18 protein-coding genes are annotated in these 17067 nt (G+C 33.3%); 4 read left to right on the forward strand and 14 right to left on the reverse strand.

Features of this window, described 5'->3' with window-relative positions:
- Positions 1-104: 104 nt before the first annotated feature.
- The 9 genes from pyrR to spoIVA form a co-directional block, all read right to left on the reverse strand.
- Positions 105-635: a bifunctional pyr operon transcriptional regulator/uracil phosphoribosyltransferase PyrR gene (gene pyrR, locus ACS3UD_RS06720; protein ID WP_308137213.1), complete on the reverse strand. Its 531-nt coding sequence runs from the start codon at positions 633-635 to the stop codon at positions 105-107.
- An 8-nt stretch (positions 636-643) separates the two neighbouring features.
- Entirely contained in the window at positions 644-1597 is a 954-nt protein-coding gene (locus ACS3UD_RS06725) for an RluA family pseudouridine synthase (protein WP_308137212.1), read from the reverse strand.
- A complete protein-coding gene (lspA, locus tag ACS3UD_RS06730; protein ID WP_308137211.1) occupies positions 1598-2065 on the reverse strand; it encodes a signal peptidase II in 468 nt (155 codons plus the stop codon).
- Between the two features lie 12 nt (positions 2066-2077).
- On the reverse strand, positions 2078-2863 hold the full coding sequence (locus ACS3UD_RS06735) for an RNA-binding protein (RefSeq protein WP_308137210.1): 786 nt from the start codon (positions 2861-2863) through the stop codon (positions 2078-2080).
- Between the two features lie 9 nt (positions 2864-2872).
- On the reverse strand, positions 2873-3133 hold the full coding sequence (locus tag ACS3UD_RS06740; protein WP_374049878.1) for a YggT family protein: 261 nt from the start codon (positions 3131-3133) through the stop codon (positions 2873-2875).
- 9 nt (positions 3134-3142) lie between these two features.
- Positions 3143-3574 carry a cell division protein SepF gene (locus tag ACS3UD_RS06745; protein WP_308137209.1) on the reverse strand — a complete coding sequence of 144 codons (432 nt, stop codon included), beginning with the start codon at positions 3572-3574 and terminating at the stop codon, positions 3143-3145.
- 1 nt (position 3575) lies between these two features.
- Positions 3576-4280 (reverse strand): YggS family pyridoxal phosphate-dependent enzyme, encoded by a 705-nt coding sequence (locus tag ACS3UD_RS06750; RefSeq protein WP_308137208.1) that lies wholly within the window; start codon positions 4278-4280, stop codon positions 3576-3578.
- Between the two features lie 10 nt (positions 4281-4290).
- On the reverse strand, positions 4291-5544 hold the full coding sequence (locus ACS3UD_RS06755; RefSeq protein WP_308137207.1) for an HlyD family efflux transporter periplasmic adaptor subunit: 1254 nt from the start codon (positions 5542-5544) through the stop codon (positions 4291-4293).
- A 266-nt stretch (positions 5545-5810) separates the two neighbouring features.
- Positions 5811-7331, reverse strand: coding sequence for a stage IV sporulation protein A (gene spoIVA, locus ACS3UD_RS06760; protein WP_440977765.1), 1521 nt, complete (start codon positions 7329-7331; stop codon positions 5811-5813).
- Between the two features lie 302 nt (positions 7332-7633).
- Here spoIVA and splB point away from each other — a divergent pair, with 302 nt between their 5' ends.
- On the forward strand, positions 7634-8656 hold the full coding sequence (gene splB, locus ACS3UD_RS06765; RefSeq protein ID WP_308137206.1) for a spore photoproduct lyase: 1023 nt from the start codon (positions 7634-7636) through the stop codon (positions 8654-8656).
- Positions 8657-8762: 106 nt separating this feature from the next.
- Here the strand turns inward: splB and ACS3UD_RS06770 are convergent, their stop codons facing one another.
- On the reverse strand, positions 8763-9644 hold the full coding sequence (locus ACS3UD_RS06770; protein WP_308137205.1) for a GGDEF domain-containing protein: 882 nt from the start codon (positions 9642-9644) through the stop codon (positions 8763-8765).
- A gap of 126 nt (positions 9645-9770) precedes the next feature.
- Positions 9771-10664 (reverse strand): putative ABC transporter permease, encoded by an 894-nt coding sequence (locus ACS3UD_RS06775; RefSeq protein WP_308137204.1) that lies wholly within the window; start codon positions 10662-10664, stop codon positions 9771-9773.
- A 246-nt stretch (positions 10665-10910) separates the two neighbouring features.
- On the opposite strand from ACS3UD_RS06775, the gene dapB reads away from it, so the two are divergent.
- The gene (gene dapB / locus ACS3UD_RS06780) at positions 10911-11708 is read left to right on the forward strand and encodes a 4-hydroxy-tetrahydrodipicolinate reductase (RefSeq protein ID WP_308137203.1); all 798 of its coding nucleotides are present in this window, start codon (positions 10911-10913) and stop codon (positions 11706-11708) included.
- A 43-nt stretch (positions 11709-11751) separates the two neighbouring features.
- Here dapB and ACS3UD_RS06785 read toward each other — a convergent pair whose 3' ends face one another.
- A complete protein-coding gene (locus ACS3UD_RS06785) occupies positions 11752-12267 on the reverse strand; it encodes a flavin reductase (RefSeq protein WP_308137202.1) in 516 nt (171 codons plus the stop codon).
- A gap of 398 nt (positions 12268-12665) precedes the next feature.
- On the opposite strand from ACS3UD_RS06785, the gene ACS3UD_RS06790 reads away from it, so the two are divergent.
- Together ACS3UD_RS06790 and ACS3UD_RS06795 are read left to right on the forward strand one after the other, a co-directional pair.
- Positions 12666-13550, forward strand: a complete 885-nt coding sequence (locus ACS3UD_RS06790) for a YitT family protein (protein WP_308137201.1) — start codon at positions 12666-12668, stop codon at positions 13548-13550.
- A 22-nt stretch (positions 13551-13572) separates the two neighbouring features.
- Positions 13573-14052, forward strand: a complete 480-nt coding sequence (locus tag ACS3UD_RS06795; protein ID WP_308137200.1) for a peptide deformylase — start codon at positions 13573-13575, stop codon at positions 14050-14052.
- A gap of 132 nt (positions 14053-14184) precedes the next feature.
- On the opposite strand, the gene ACS3UD_RS06800 is transcribed toward ACS3UD_RS06795, so the two are convergent.
- Both ACS3UD_RS06800 and ACS3UD_RS06805 read right to left on the reverse strand, forming a co-directional pair.
- The gene (locus ACS3UD_RS06800; protein ID WP_308137199.1) at positions 14185-15690 is read right to left on the reverse strand and encodes a Na+/H+ antiporter NhaC family protein; all 1506 of its coding nucleotides are present in this window, start codon (positions 15688-15690) and stop codon (positions 14185-14187) included.
- A 180-nt stretch (positions 15691-15870) separates the two neighbouring features.
- A complete protein-coding gene (locus ACS3UD_RS06805) occupies positions 15871-16980 on the reverse strand; it encodes an ATP-NAD kinase family protein (RefSeq protein WP_440977766.1) in 1110 nt (369 codons plus the stop codon).
- Between the last annotated feature and the right edge of the window lie 87 nt (positions 16981-17067).

A 17067-nucleotide genomic window follows, 5' to 3' on the forward strand; every position in this document is an offset into this window, starting at 1 on the left:
ATATTGTCAAAATATTACAATGAAATTATAATTCCTTACCAGGTTAATGTCAAACAAAAAAGCTGGTGACGTTTTCCGTACCAGCCTTCATTTTTCAATTAATTTTATTCCGCTATAACAACCTGATTAGCACCATCTGTTTCTTCAAGCTGTACACTAATTCTTTCCAGCCTAGAAGTGGGAACATTTTTACCTATAAAATCAGCTCTGATAGGAAGCTCTCTATGCCCTCTGTCTATCAATACTGCCAGTTCAACATTTTTCGGCCTTCCCTGATCTACAATTGCATCAAGTGCTGCTCTAACCGTTCGTCCCGTATACAACACATCGTCAACCAATACGACAGTCTTATCTTTTATATTAAAATCAACACTCTTAACGGACAAAGGCGCTCTGTCATCCTTTTCATAATCGTCTCTGTAGTATGTTATATCTAATGAAAACAGTGGAACCTTTGAGCCTTCTATCTCCTCTATCTTATTAGCGAGTCTATGCGCAAGCGGCCATCCTCTTGTCATTATGCCAACCAATACAATATTTTCAACGCCCTTGTTTTTTTCAATTATTTCATGAGAAATCCTGAATAAAGCCCTTTCTATTGCCTTTTCATCCATTATTATTGCTTTCGTTTTCATATTATAGTTTAATTCCCTCCTATATTTTTAAGCACTTTTTGAAAATATTCAGGTAGTTCACTTTCAAATTTCATATATTTTCCCATAGTCGGATGGACAAATCCCAATGTTTTTGAATGAAGAAGCTGTCCCTTAAGTCCAAACTTGTTTATCTTTCTGCCGTACACATCATCACCAACTACCGGGTGGCCTATATATTTCATATGCACTCTTATTTGATGAGTTCTTCCTGTCTCCAGTTTCAGCTTAATTAATGTATATTTTCCAAACCTTTCAACTACCCAATAATTTGTGCGCGCATTTTTGCTATTTTTGTAAGTTACTGTACGTTTTTTTCTGTCTTTTTCACTTCTGCCTAAAGGTGCATCAATCGTTCCTTCATCGTCTTTTATGTTTCCTTCCACCAATGCATAGTAAATTCTGTCAATTGAATGATCCTTCAGACATTTTGCCAGGAAATTATGTGACGCGTCATTTTTGGCAACCAACATCAAGCCGGATGTATTCATATCAAGTCTATGGACAATTCCTGGGCGCAACACGCCGTTAATTGACGACAAATTTTTTAAATGGTACATCAAACCGTTTACCAAAGTTCCCGTATAATGACCGGGAGCCGGATGAACTACCATGCCCTGAGCTTTGTTCACAACTGCCAAGTCATCATCTTCATATACTATATCTATGGGCATATCCTCCGATGTAACATCCAGAACCTCCGGCTCCGGCAATATTATCCTTATTTCATCATTTAATTTAATTTTATAGTTTGATTTTATTTTTTTGTTATTTACAGTGATGCTTCCGTCAGAAATGAGCTTCTGCACAGAGTTTCGTGACATATCATCCATGCAGCTTGATATATAAGAGTCTACTCTCTCATTTTCTTTATCTGTAATTAAAATTATTTCATCATCATTTTCTTCGAACTCAACAAAATTAGAATCTAATTTGTTTTCCATTTAATTCACTCTTTCAAACCTGTTAAAAAGAATCAAAATAACCATGAGTATTGTGCCACATACAACAAAGCTGTCTGCAATATTAAATATTGGAAAGTTATAAAAACTGCCAAATCTCACATCAATAAAATCAACGACATATCCGAAACGCACTCTGTCAATAAAATTTCCTATAGCTCCTCCGGCTATCATTGCTATGGATAACCTTGATAACCAGCTTATATTTTTTGTCTTGAAAAATACATATGACAATACCCCAAGCATAACAATGGTTATTATTATAAAAAACATCCTCTGATCCTGTAAAATGCTGAAAGCAGCACCCCTGTTTTCAGCGTACGTGAACCTCAAAAAATCTCCTATTACTTTAATTGAACTTCCGTCCATCAGCACATCTATAGCCCAAACCTTGCTTAGCTGATCTAACAATATAGATGCTGCAAAAACTATTCCTATCAATACGTTCATAGAATCCTCTCATTAAATGTAGTGCTTGATTTCAATTTTTAGCTTACCGCTTTTTGTTAATCCAAAAAGTCCCGAAATTTTGTATCTCCCGTACCTGCTTATTGAAATCATGTCATTTTCCTTTACTTCTGATGATACCCTTTCCTCTACCTGCCAGTTTATTTTTACATTACCCGACTTTATCATACCTGATGCCGCTTCTCTGGACTTATTAGTAATATGCTTAACAATGTTATCTATTCTTAAAGATGAGCTTGTTATATTCATAATAACATGCTCCTGCTCCTTATAATTTATTTCATCTAGGCTAATTTTTTCTGCTTCTATTTTATTATGACCTATTTTATCTAAATTGTACAATATATAATCAGAGATATCATTGTGCAGAACTATATCCGCATAGTTGTCATAAACATAAATATCCCCTGTTTTGTTCCTGGCTATACCTAATGACATCAACGCTCCAAGATAATCCTTATGATTTAGTTTTTTAAACTTAGATCGATTATATATTCTAATCCCGGTCACAAATTCATTCTTTTCTATATTATCAAGATAATCAGGGTATAAAACGAAAACTTTCCTCTCACTATACTCAAATGAGGGGAAAATTTCAAATTTTATATCATAATTTTTAATTGTAGGTAAACTCAGCTCTGCAATATATGGATTTGTAAATTCTGTAACAGCAACAACAAATTTTTTGCTGACATGCAGAGACTTTTCAGCGATTCTTCTAACCGAATTTCTTGTTTCCTCGTCCTTTATAAAATCGTAATATTTTTCGAAATTTTTCATGTTATCTTCCTAAAAGGCAAAAATCAAAGTCTGGAACAACCTTAACAACAAAAATGCCAATATTGGAGAAAAATCAATCATTCCCATGCCTAATCCCAGTCTATCTAAAATTGCCCTGCAAGGAGCCAGTATAGGCTCAGTCATTTGATAGATAAAGTAGGAAATTTTTGACGATTGTAGGGTTGGGAAAAATGATAATAATACTCTTACTAGTATTAGCGAATCTATGATTCTTAATAGTAGACTAAGAGCTAATCTTATTGTGTACATAGTTGCTCCTTATTTATAAAAATAATTCCTTTCATACCTGTCACTTAGCCTTCCGTCAATTTGAACATTATTAGGAGCTAAGACAAATATTCCATTAGATATTTTTTGAATACTTGCTTCAAGTGCATATACAGCACCTTTAATGAATTCAAAAATTTGTTTTTGATCTTCTAATTCCATTCCTTCAATATTAAGAACCACAACTTTTCTGTTTTTTAATTCGTCAACAGCTTTTGTGCAATCCTCATACTTGGTCGGCTCACATATAAAGACCTTCATATCAGTGTTAGAATGAACCTTAATTACATTGTTTTTTCTTGTATAAGTTTCCATTCTTTCAGGTTTGCCGCTATTTATTTCGGCAGAAACATCCTCCTCATCATAATCTTCTTCAAATTCCGTGATGCCTATAAAGTCCTTTACCTTATCCATTACTCCCATTCTACACTTCCTCCTTGTATTTTCTTGCTCCAAATATAGCTGTTCCAATCCTTACCATATTTGCACCTTCTTCAATAGCAATTTCAAAATCATTTGTCATCCCCATGGATAAATATTTCATTTCAGTATTTTTAAGCTTCATATCTGAAATTTTATCATATATCTCTTTCATCTTCCTGAAAACCCATCTTATATCTTCTGGATTTTCACAATACGGTGCAACAGTCATAAGTCCGAGCACCTTTATATTCTCAAACTGTTCCATGGACTTTACAAATTCATAGATTTCATCTTCACCTATACCGAATTTACTTTCTTCTTCACCAATATTCAGCTCTATGAGCACCTTTGATGTCAAGTCATGCTGAGATGCCCTTTTATTTATTTCTTTTGCCAGTTCTATACTTTCAACTGAATGAATGAGAGCTGTTTTATCAATTATGTACTTTACCTTATTTTTCTGTAAATGTCCTATAAGATGCCAATTAATTTCTGTATCTGAAAGCTGCTCATACTTACTGACGAGTTCCTGAACCCTGTTTTCTCCAAGATTCAATATACCTCCCTCAACAGCTTCCTTCGCCCTTTCAGCCGTAACCGTCTTAGATACCGCTATAACAGTAATATCCTCAGGTTTTCTTCCCGAGCGTTTTGCCGCAGCAGCTGTCCTTGCCACTATTCCGTCTATATTGTCCTTAATACTCACAACAAACCTCCTAATCTGCTATTTGACCATCATATACGTTTTCAGGTTCTAATATCACTTTATCAAATATTTTAACAGTAGAATATGATTTTTCATTAATTGTTATTATTTTTCTTTCATTTTCCCCTATGTATGTGCCCGTAGATATTATTGCATAATCTTCGTCCATTCCTACTATTTCTACAGGAAAAAACTTTATAATATTACTTGCATCCTTAACATATGCACCGGTCATACCATTTAGTTTTGTTAATGCTTCGGTTTTTATTTTCAGTCCTTCATATATATCGGTTATCAGCTCTAAATTTATATAGCGTTTATCATAAATTTTATAGAAATAATCATTAAAATAAAGAATCAGCACAGATTGCTCACTGCCATAATTAATCTTTTCAATATACCCCCAAAGTTCATGCTGTTCCCCGTCTGATGTAATTCTGGTTTTTACATATTTATTTTCTTCAAATAACTTTGCTTCCTCATTATCTAAAGTAGCTGTAATATAATAATCAAAATTTCTTATTATTTTAAATATAGCTTCATTTTCAGAAACAGTTTCGCTTTTGCTCTTATCCGCTGCTGTATATTTTTTTTCTGTCGTGGCACTTGGTGTCATTTCCAGAACATTTTCAAACTTATATACATCTTCAAGCCCGTCTGTTTTATAAGTTATAATTCCAGCCTGACCCGAGTAATAACGGACTTTATGTGTTGATATGCTGTTCGTCAGATTTTTTTTCATTTCTTCCAGTTGAGCAACATTGTATTGCTCATATGTTTCCCCAAAAGCAGTTATATCACTTTCGCCATTTACTTGTCCGACAATAGAATACATACTGCTGAATTCATTATTTAAAATGCTGGCTTGAATTTCATTTTCATAAGTAGCAAATGTTTCTTGAGATAACACAGGCGAATTGCCTGACGAATTATTTTTTTTATCTATTGCTGATTGTATTTCAGCAACTTGTTTATTTATTTTGACTGAATTTGCATCAGTGCTTAAATCCGCAACAAGCTGACCTTCCTTTACTTTGGCCCCATCTTCATAATAATATGTAACACTTCCTCCAGCAGCTGCATTATATGTAACTTCATCCTTTATAATGATTCCTTCTGCTTTAATAACATCTTCAAGGTTTCCGTTCTCCGCAACCATGGTTTCAGCTGAGCCGTTAACATTTTGAAATATGTAAATAACTATACAAACTGCTGCAAATGAAAAGAAAAAATTTTTTATACCAAAGATTTTTCTTTTAGCCATTTAAACAAAGCTCCAATTTTACTCTATACAGATTATATTTTAATCCGATTGTTAGCACATTATAACATAAATTTCAACGTTTTTGCAAGCTATATATGCTTATTTTCAAATAATATTACAACTTTATGCGAAAAATTTTTGTTTAAAATGACATATTCATATAATTAACAACAAAAAAAGAGATTCTTCGTCTATACTCACAGAATTTCACTAGTTTCATGGAATTCTGTAAGCACGAAAGGATCTCTTAAATAAATTTTTGATTTTTAAATTATCAAGAAAATAATACTTCCTGAGCCGTCATTTACAATCTTCTCAATTGTCTTTTTAAGTTTTTTTCTTGCATTTTCAGGCATTGCGGTAAGTTTGGATTCAAGCTGTTCATCAACCAGACTGTACATGGTCTTTCCGAATATCTCTGCATCCCATATGCATTGAGGATTATCCTTCATCTGTTCAACCATATGGTTCATCAAATCTTCGCTTTGAGCTTTGTTCCCTATTATAGGAGCTACCTCTGTATTTATTCCTGCATTAAATATATGAAGTGACGGAGCCTGAGCTTTGATTTTAATGCCGTATCTACTACCTTCTTTAAATACTTCCGGCTTATCAACTACCATATCAGCTATTCCTGGAGAAACATATCCATAACCTTTTGATTTAGCATCATTAATTGCAGATTCAACTTTTTTGTAATTATCTTTTGCTTTTGACAGATCTCCTATGAGCTTCAATATTTGATGTTCTCCGGTTATTTCCTCGCCGGACAACTCACTTATTACCTTGTAATAGTATGAATTGTCAAGATCAATTCTCATGTTAATGCTTCCGTTGCCAAGCTCAATATCTTTCACAAAGAAATCTTCAACAAAGTCATTTTCAGTAGAAAATATTTCATCTGCATTAAAATCACTTAATTTATAAAGATTTTCGAAATCATCTTTTAATGTACCGATCAAGTCCTTTTTTAACGAATAATCATATGTAAGTCCATCAAACCATTTTGGAAGTTCAACATTAATTTCCTTAATAGGAAATTCATACAAAACATTTTCCAGAACACCGTCGATATCTTCCGTATTGAGATTCATCAAATCCAATATCTTAACCGGGGCATCATACTTCTCTTTTAATTGCACCGCCAAGGCCTGAGTGTTTTCATTTATAGGATGTGTAGTATTCAAAACGATAACGAAAGGCTTATTTATTTCTTTTAATTCTTTAACTACTCTTTCCTCTGCCATAATGTAGTTATCTCTGTTAATATCCGTTATGCTCCCATCTGTTGTAACAAGTACTCCGATTGTGGAATGATCGTTAATAACTTTTCTTGTTCCTATTTCTGCCGCTTCTGCAAAAGGAATAGGTTCTTCGTTCCACGGAGTGCTTACCATCCGCGGCACTTCGCCTTCCATGTTTCCTATGGCTCCTGGAATCATATAACCTACGCAGTCTATTAACCTTAATTTTGCATTAATATTGTCTTTAAATGTAACTTTTACTGCATTTCCCGGTACGAACTTAGGTTCAGTTGTTGTTACTGTCTTGCCTGTACCGCTTTGAGGCATCTCATCTTTTGCTCTTTCCTTTATATATTCATCTTCAATATTAGGCAGCATTACATTTTCGGAAAATTTTCTTATAAAAGTTGATTTGCCTGTCCTTACAGGACCCACTACACCTAAGTATATCTCGCCGTTTGTTCTCTTTGCGATATCCTCATATATATCTAAATTAGTGATAATAATCCCTCCTCCTGCTAAATATGCACTTTCGTATACAATTAATTTATATGCCCCGACAAATATCTTTATTCCAAAATATGCAAAAATATATTACAAAAAATAATTTAAAAAATTAAACCTGAAGATAAACTTCAGGCTCTTAAACTCTTTATTTTATTGCCGACAATTTTAAGATTATTTCTCAATATTTTTTATTATGCGGCGACTTTCTTAGTGTATTGATACAATCTCATACTAACTTATAAAATTAAATAACACGGAAATTTAAATGTTACATATTTTTGCCTGCATATAAATCAACACATCTGACATAATATTAAAAACGATCTATTGGAGAAAACATGTTTATACCTAAAAGAATACTTTTTGAAAAAAATGCTTTGGAATATGAAACCGGAATAAATATATACAATTATTTTAAACACAATACTAAAGTAGATCTAATTCACTTAAAAAATAATAAATTTAAAGAAAACATCCCCGGAAAAAACACATATGACTTTTATAGAGAAGGCAAAAAAACATTAGTTGTAGGAGTAACAAAAGGTATGAAATTTCAATCATGCAAACCTTCAGCCAATTATCAACTTCCTTTACTATCCGGATGTACCGGTCAGTGTGAATACTGCTATCTACATACACGTCTTGGTGACAGACCTTATATGAAAATAAATGTAAATTTAGATGACATACTTTCTTCAGCGCAAAACTACATAACTGAAAGGCTTCCAGAAAAAACAATATTTGAAGGATCAGCTACTTCTGATCCTGTGCCTGTTGAACCGTATTCAAATTCTCTCAAACGAGCTATTGAATTTTTCAGCAACATTGAACATGGAAGGTTCAGATTTGTAACAAAATTTACTGACATAGATACTCTTCTTAATTTAAACCACAGAGGCAGAACAGAAATAAGATTCAGCTTAAATACCAATAAAGTTATAAACGACTATGAGAATAAAACTCCCTCATTGGAAAAAAGGATTGAAGCGTGCAAAAAAGTTATTAATGCAGGATATCCCGCTGGATTTATTATAGCTCCTGTATTTCTATATGATAATTGGGAGGATGACTATAGAAGCTTGTTGATAAAAATAAGGGACAGCTTACCTAATGTAACTGAATATCCCTTAACATTTGAAGTGATTTCACACAGATATACAACAAGTGCTAAAAATATAATATTAAAGACGTTCCCTGAAACAACCTTACCTATGAACGACGAGAGCCGAACATTCAAATACGGACAGTTTGGATATGGGAAATATGTATATTCAAAAGAGCAAATAAAAAATATAAAAATATTTTTTGAAAAAGAAATAGCCAATATATTCGACAAAAAAACTATTAAATATATTATATAAATGTATAAAATAAAAAAAGCTGCTATCATGATGTGACCCAAAAATTAGATTTTCGGTCTAACTTTTGGGGGTCGGCTCATCATTCAAATGCAGCTTTTTAGTACCATCAATTCTCTTGCTGTTTATTTTTTTTATCTTTGTACATTTTTTTGTCCGAAAGCCGTATAAGCTCTTCGGCTGTTCTTGGTACATCTTTCATTGTTTCAATACCAAATGAAATAGAAAGATTGGTATTTTCCAAATTAAATTTCATTGGTATTTTTTCAATTCCGCACTGTATGCGCTCAAGTATTGTATGGGCCTGCTTTTCATCAGTATTATTTAAGCAAAGAAGGAACTCATCTCCCCCGTATCTGGCTGCCCAATCATGCTCTGAACGTATATGCTTCATAATAACGCTCGCGACAGCTTTCATAGCCCAATCGCCTGCTTCATGACCATTAAGGTCATTTAACATCTTAAAATTATCCATATCTATAAAGCAAACCGAAAGCGGCTGATCCTTTAATGTCGAATTAATAATATCAACCGGAAGACGCTCATCAACAAATCGACGGTTATAAAGAGAAGTCAGAGAATCTCTCACAATAATATCGTTAATTTCACGCACAAAGCGATTCAATAATTCACCTTCACTATAATTTCCGGTTCCAACCATCATACTGTCTGTAGTATTCTTCATCATCTCCAGAACAACAGGCTTACTTTTGTTTTCAACAGGTATAGCCGTCACAAGCATAATTGTTTCCATAGATTTTTCCAACTTAAAAAAGCTCTTTTCCTCATTGTGCGCTCTGACAGATATGCAATTGTCACAAATTCTTCCATTTCCCCAATAATCGTAACAGATTTCTTTTTTATCATCCGGAGAAGCATCCCTGCAGTCCACCACTCTTTTATTTACCGGGTCCACAAGACGCACCGAATCATACATTTTACTAAAAAAGTCCAATTTATCCTTTATCTCATTTATAGAAATATGTTCCATTTTTTCTCCACTTACTGTGTCAAGCAAAACATTTGCTTAACAGAGTTCACCAAAAAATATATTTTTATTACTTTAACATATATACAAGTAAAAAGCAATTTTAATTGGTAATTTTTATAATATCGATTATTTCATTTTATCATTTATTTTTTCTCCTCTATGGCTTCTTAATAAATGATTTCTCAATTTTTCCATCGCATCTTTATGCCTTGATGACTTTATACCCGGAAAAGCCTTTAATATCCTCTTGTGACCAAAAAACCTTGCTTCTAAAATTTCATTATAAGCCTTTTTCAAATTAATAAGATACTGTTCTCTATTTTTCATAATTTCCATATGTGCCTGCTTTATCTCTGCCAATTCTTCTTCTACAGCACTTCTCTTTTGATCTATCTCTTTTTCAAGTTCTTCTTTTCTTTTCATTAATGCTATTGTGCCGCCTGCAAGATTTTCTCCCAAATCATCAGAAGCTCTCCTAATCAAGCCAGTTAATTCTTCTATTCGTTCTAACCTTTTATTCATCTTTAAAATTGTTTCTGTTGTAGCTATAAAGTCTACTGTAAATAAAGTCATAAGTATTGTCAGAATAATTTTAGCGGCTGTTTCTGGTATAATGTTTACCACATCCACTATAATAGGGTTAATATAAGCCACTATAACCAGACATGCAATTCCCCACATTAAAGAAAAAATAGGACAAATATATCCTCCTATATTAAACTTTTCATCAGAATAATCCCACCATCTGTGCTTAAAAACCTTCTCAAGAACAAATCCGGTAATTAGTTCGATCAAACTGGTGACAACAATCGATCCTGCAAACAAGATAAATAAGTTATCGTGAAACGGTCTTAAAATTACAACTACAGCAACAGCACCAAAGCCATAAATAGGACAAATTGGTCCGTTCAGAAACCCCCTATTTACAAATTCTCCTTCCTTAAGTGCAGCATAAATCACCTCTGCACACCATCCCAAAAACGAATACATAAATAAATACAGTAATATCCTAATAAACATCTCTATAGCCTCTACTTATCCCATTTTATAAATATTATACATCCGTCAAAAACATACTGTAAGCATGTAATAAATACATTCTTGCCTACATACGGACATATTCATAGCGATATTATACTACACTATTATTAAAATTCAACTTAAGTCTTTTACTACGTAATAGCAAAAAAATAATTAAGATGCTTTAAAAAATTGAAAATATTAGAAATAGATGGTAGAATAAAAAAAAAGACTTGTGGAGGAATTATGAAAATAATAATTGTTGCACCAAGAGGAAAAATGGGTAGACTTATTACCAAAGTAGCATCGGAAAATACTGATTTTGAAATAATAGCAGGTCTAGGCCCTAAAGGCAGAGATTACATAGGTAAAGATATCGGAACAACAGCGGGCATCGGAAAAACAGTAGGTGCACCAGTAGTTGATAATTTAGAAAATGTTATAGAAAAATGTGACGCGGTGATTGATTTTTCTAACGCAGAATTATCAATGAATGTACTTAATAAGTGTATTGAAGCGGGTAAATCTCTTGTTTGCGGCACTACAGGATTCTCATCGGAGCAGATTGATAAAATAAAAAAATCCTCGAAAAAAATTCCGTTGCTGCATGCTTCCAACACATCAAGAGTAGTAAATTTGATGAATGCATTGCTGGAAACAGCGGCTAAAACCATCGGAAACTCTTCTGACATAGAAATAATTGAAATGCATGATGCGTATAAAAAAGATGCTCCCAGCGGAACCTCAAAAGAAATGGGAGAAGTTATAGCTAAATCCATGAACAAAGAACTAAGCGATATTGCTGTAAACGGACGCATAGGTTCGAGTGAAAGAATTCCCGGAACAATAGGCTACCATTCAGTTAGAGCTGGAGACATTTCGAGCAGCCATACGGTTATATTTGGATTAATGGGTGAACGCCTTGAAATTACCCATCATGCACACAATTGGGAATGCTTTGCAAGAGGAGCCTGTGAAGGCGCATTGTACTTAAAAGGAAAAGCTCCCGGATTATACACTATGAAAGATGTTATAGAGATATAAAAATGCTGTGTTTAGTAATTTTACAAAACTATTAATATAATTTTTATTTATCTTTTTTCACAAAAATATTTTCAACTTCCGATATGTAAAGTGTATGATAGTCTTTATTAGGATAATTTACTTCGTCAAGAGAGTTTTCTATGAAAAATTCGGAGCCAAATTTTTGAGAATATAATTTTTTACATATTATTACTGTATCAGCTTCACTAAAATATGGTGTACCATTAAAATGTTCAGTGGTTAAGCCTGATTTTGACACTTTATCTTCGGATCTACCTGATACAGTACCAAGATAAGTCAGTTGTTTTTTAAAACTATTATTAAAAAAAGCAAGCGAAAACCTATCTGAATTATCTATAAATTCCTTAGTATATCTTGTAGGACGTATTACTATAAATGATACGTCCTTGTTCCACATTACCCCAAGGCCTCCCCATGATGCTGTCATAGTGTTTATCTTGCTATCTTTTTCAGCCGTTACAAGCATCCAGTCAGATCCTATCATCTTAAATGGACTGTTGTTTAATTCTTCAGGTTTTATTTCAATAAAATTATTCACTTTATTTCCCTCCTATTTATTAAAATCACAATTCTTACACAAAAAACACAGCATTTTCAAAGTGGAATTCTAATCTATTTCATGATTAAAACTAGTCTCTAATCTCTCTTATAACAAGTAAACTATCCATATGGTTACAATTTTTTGCCCCTCATGCTTACATAATCATATTATACCGCAAAAACAAATTTCAATCCAGTTTTCACTTAATATAAATGCTATCCAACATAAAAGTAATACGCTTCCTTCCAACGTTTAATTATCTACTGTAATAGGGTTGCTTTATTAACATTTATAACAATTTATCAAATTTACTATCAAATTTTTGTACTAATGCATTGCCTTACTTTCAAATTTAGTATATTATTTATTATATATATTAATAAAAGAGGTTCTATATGGAAAAAAATATTAATCTAAAAGCAGTGTTAATTAAAATTGTATTAATTACTTTTGGAGCGCTTATATATTCTATGGGGATTTCAGTATTTTTAGACCCAAACAATCTCGCTCCAGGGGGAACTACCGGAATTGCAATAATAATAAGCAGCTTAACAAGCTTAAAAACAGGTACTTTGGTTCTTCTGATAAATCTTCCAATTCTAATATTTGGATGGTGGAAATTCGGAACTAAATTTATATTATCAACTATATATGTTACATTTATTTCATCATTTTTTATTAATATGCTTAATGCATATATAATAGTTAGATATGGCGTTTTAACAGATGATTTGTTGCTGTCCGGTGTTGCAGGCGGATCTCTTATGGCTATGGGAATGGCCATAGTATTCAGGCAAGGAGCAACCACGGGAGGTACTGATATAATTATCAGAGCTTTAAGGCAAAAATACAAGCATATAAAAAGCGGTACTATTTTTATTGTTACAGATGCAATTATAGTTTCTGCAGCAGCTGTTATATTTAAAAATATTGAAATTGCCTTATATGCTGCCATTACTATTGTTGTCAGTAATTTTGTTTTGGACTCTGTCCTATACGGAGGAGACAGTGCGAAACTATTATATATAATCAGTGATAACCAAGAAAAAATAGCTAAAAGAATTCTTGATGAAATAGATATAGGAATCACTTACCTAAAAGCTGAGGGGGCATACATGCAAAATTATAAAAAAGTTATTATGTGTGTATGCAGAAAGTATAATTATACAAAAGTAAGAGAAATTATAAAAGAAGAGGATATAAACGCATTCTTCATAGTATCGAGTGCAAACGAAGTATTTGGAGACGGCTATAAAAGCCATCTAATGGAAGAAATATAAATACATATCTAGGAGGAAGATTATGAAGAAAGAAATCTTACTGTTAGGAAATCCTAAATTATATGAGGTCAGCACACCTGTTGAAAAATCAGAGTTGCCTAATCTTTCACTCATCATTCAGGATTTACATGATACATTGATTGCGTTTCGAAATCAATATAATGCCGGTAGAGCGATTGCGGCACCTCAAATAGGGGTTCAAAAAAGAATACTGTACATGTACATCGAAGAACCGACAGTTTTCATCAACCCGGTTCTTGAACCAATAGGTGAAGAACAGATGGAAGTCATGGATGATTGCATGTCATTTCCAAATCTGCTGGTAAAGGTTAAACGACATCAAAAATGTCTTATCAAATATCGTGATATGGAATGGAATGAGCGTAAAATTGTTTTAGAAGGAGATTTATCTGAACTCCTGCAACATGAATATGATCACCTAGATGGAATACTTGCTACTATGAGAGCCATTGACAACAGATCCTTCTTTATTAAGCAATAATTTTAGCAGCATCCAGTAGTATTTTAATAATTGGATGCTGCTTATGACTTTTTACATATCTGTTATAAAACTAAGACATATATCTAATAGATAATATTTCGCCGTAAAAATGGTTCACGCTTTTTTTAGAATTTATACCTCTTCAGAAACCCTCAACTCTTTGCCTTTTTTTCTGAGTTTCACCTCAGGTTCCGAAGGTATTTTAAACAGTGGTATAAACCTGTCTAGTCCTGTAAATGTTAATATTAACATAGAGCCTACAGCAACAAATGCCATAACATTCATCCTCATAACATCTATAGTAGTAAAATTAGCTATAGGATAAACAGCATTGGCTATTGCTGTAAAGAATACCGGAAAGCAATGCCAAGGAATTAATTGAGAGCCATAAACTCCCATGGCATCTGCAAATGTAGCAAGTCTTAATCTCAACTTATACATAGAATCCGGAGTACCTTCCACATTTTCTTCTACTATGTTTCTAATTATAGGCGATATTGTTGCTATCTCTGCGGTTTCATCCGACAACGCAACATTTCCTGTTATACATAGAACACCACACCAACCCATTAATTGTTTTACACTGGAGGACATTTTAACAATTAATTTTGCTAGAGGTTCAAAAGCATTCATACCGTTCATAATACCTCCAAAAGCAGATACCCACATCATCATTACTATTGACCATCCACCTGCATCTCCAAATCCCACTAGAAGCAAATCATTTAACCATTGGCTTACAGTTGTTGTACCTGCAATCATACCAAATATTAACGCAGAAATCATACCTGCTCCAAGACATATCATTGTTTGTATTCCTGCAAATGCCATACCTACAACAATAACCAGCGGTATTATCATATAAACAGGTACTCCTGTTTTAACTTGTTCAAGAAGCAATATTGCCGAAGGTCTCTGTTCAGCCAACGCTTCATATGCTTCCGGAGGGATTGATTCTATTGCTTGCCTTGGATCTCCGGAAACACCTGAAAGCCCCATGCCTAACACAAATATTATAACAGCTGAAATAACTAAACAACACAATGACCAAACACCCTGGTGCCTAACTCTGTGAATTATTTCAACATCCTGCAAGCCTGAACTTAGCACTGTAGTATCAGATATAAGACCTATATTGTCACCAAAACATGAGCCACCTGCAACAGAACAAAGTGTCAATATTTCACTTCCCCCTACAATATAGTTAAGCCATAAGAATATAGGAGCGCATGCTGCGAAAGTTCCCCAGGATGTTCCTGTAGCTATTGATAATACACAAGTAACTAAAAATCCTATAACTGCCACTGTTTTCCCTGATATGCCCAATGATAGAGCAATATTGATAACAGAAGCACCCACGCCTGTTGCCATAAAACATTCAGCAACGCCATATGCAAACATCAAAATAAAAAATACTATTGTTATATTGCTGGCACTCTTAAGACCTCTATCAAAAACTTCTTTGAAGGTGAATTTATTTGAAAACATAGCTACCAATACAGCAAAAACAGTTGCTATTGGAGCTGCAATAAGCAAATCCATCTCGAAAATAATTACCAATAAAGCAAGTATTAATAATGGTAAAAATTTGATCGCTGCTATTAAAGCGCTTTCAGATTTCTTTTCATTTTTATTCATATAACCCTCCATAAATTTTTTAACATAAACAAATTAAGTATGCAAAGTTTTGAGATGATTTTTATTATTTCAGCAAAACATAATGTTGTTTGTTAACGTTTTCAATAGGGCTGCATTCATTATTCTTTATATACCATTACAACTAATTAAAATAAATTCAGACAGCAATTTTTTGATATATTATGAATTTATTTTATAAATAACTGTTTCTCTGAAGCCTGTAATAATTTTTGCATACCCCTTTAGCATTTCATCTGTTTCATTGCTGCCTGTATCCAAAAGCAACGGTTCTCCTTTTAAGTTAGCTATTTTATCTTTTGTAGCTATTATAATTATATTGTCTTTCCCCACAGTTTTAACTACTTTATCACTGATTTGCTGGTTCCCCCTGCCAAGTAAATAACCTTGCCCACCAGTTGGAGTAATAATTATTTTAGCCGGACTAGATGATATGTATTTCAAAATTTGATTTTCAGACAGATCATTTTCAATTAATTTTTTGTTATATATTAAATCAACTCCTATTAATGTATTCTTAAGCCCCAATATTTCCATTATTGCACGTGTTGTCGACCCCGGTCCAATAATGTAATATTCGTCCTCAAGCATATCCCTAATAACTTCATTTGCAATTTCATATTGCTGGGATTTTTCACTCTTTAGCGACGGAGCTTTTTTATTCTGCATGAATTTTCTTTCCACCGGTACCGTTAAGTACCCAAACAATCTTGTATTCACATTGCCTTTGCGATATTCACATTCATCTATATCCAGAACTTCAGCTTCCTTGGTAAGGGTTGTTTTACCTTCAATAAACAATTTTGCCAGTTCTCCGGCTCTGCCAGGAGTCTTTGCAAATACGGATGAATGAATTTTTACACCGGCCGGTATTCCTATTGCTGTAGTACTCTCACCCGCTCCTTCGTAAATATTTTTTGCCGTACCATCTCCCCCCGTAAATACTAATAAATCAACATCTTCGTTTTTCATAATTCTGGCGGCCTCAACAGTATCACTAGATGTTGTATTTTCACTTCTTGGAAAATAAATTATTCTGGCATTAAAATTGTACTTCTTTAAAGCATTTTCTCCCATATCGCCGGAACAAGTAACTATTTCCACAAGATTTTCAAGTCCACTAATTTTCTCAATAAACACTTTTGCTTTATCTAACGCTTTAGGTATGGAGCCAAGCCTTAATGCTTCATGTGCCAATCCGTCTGTCCCCTTAAGCCCGACACTCCCCCCCATGCCTGCTATGGGATTAATTATTAATCCTATTTTTTTCATCACTCTATAGTCCTTATTTTTTTTAAGCACAAATTAACAGTGCTTCTGCAGGAATGGATTTAAAAATAATTAATACATCCCTACAGA

The organism is Sedimentibacter sp. LTW-03, assembly GCF_052059825.1.
Lineage (GTDB): Bacteria > Bacillota > Clostridia > Tissierellales > Sedimentibacteraceae > Sedimentibacter.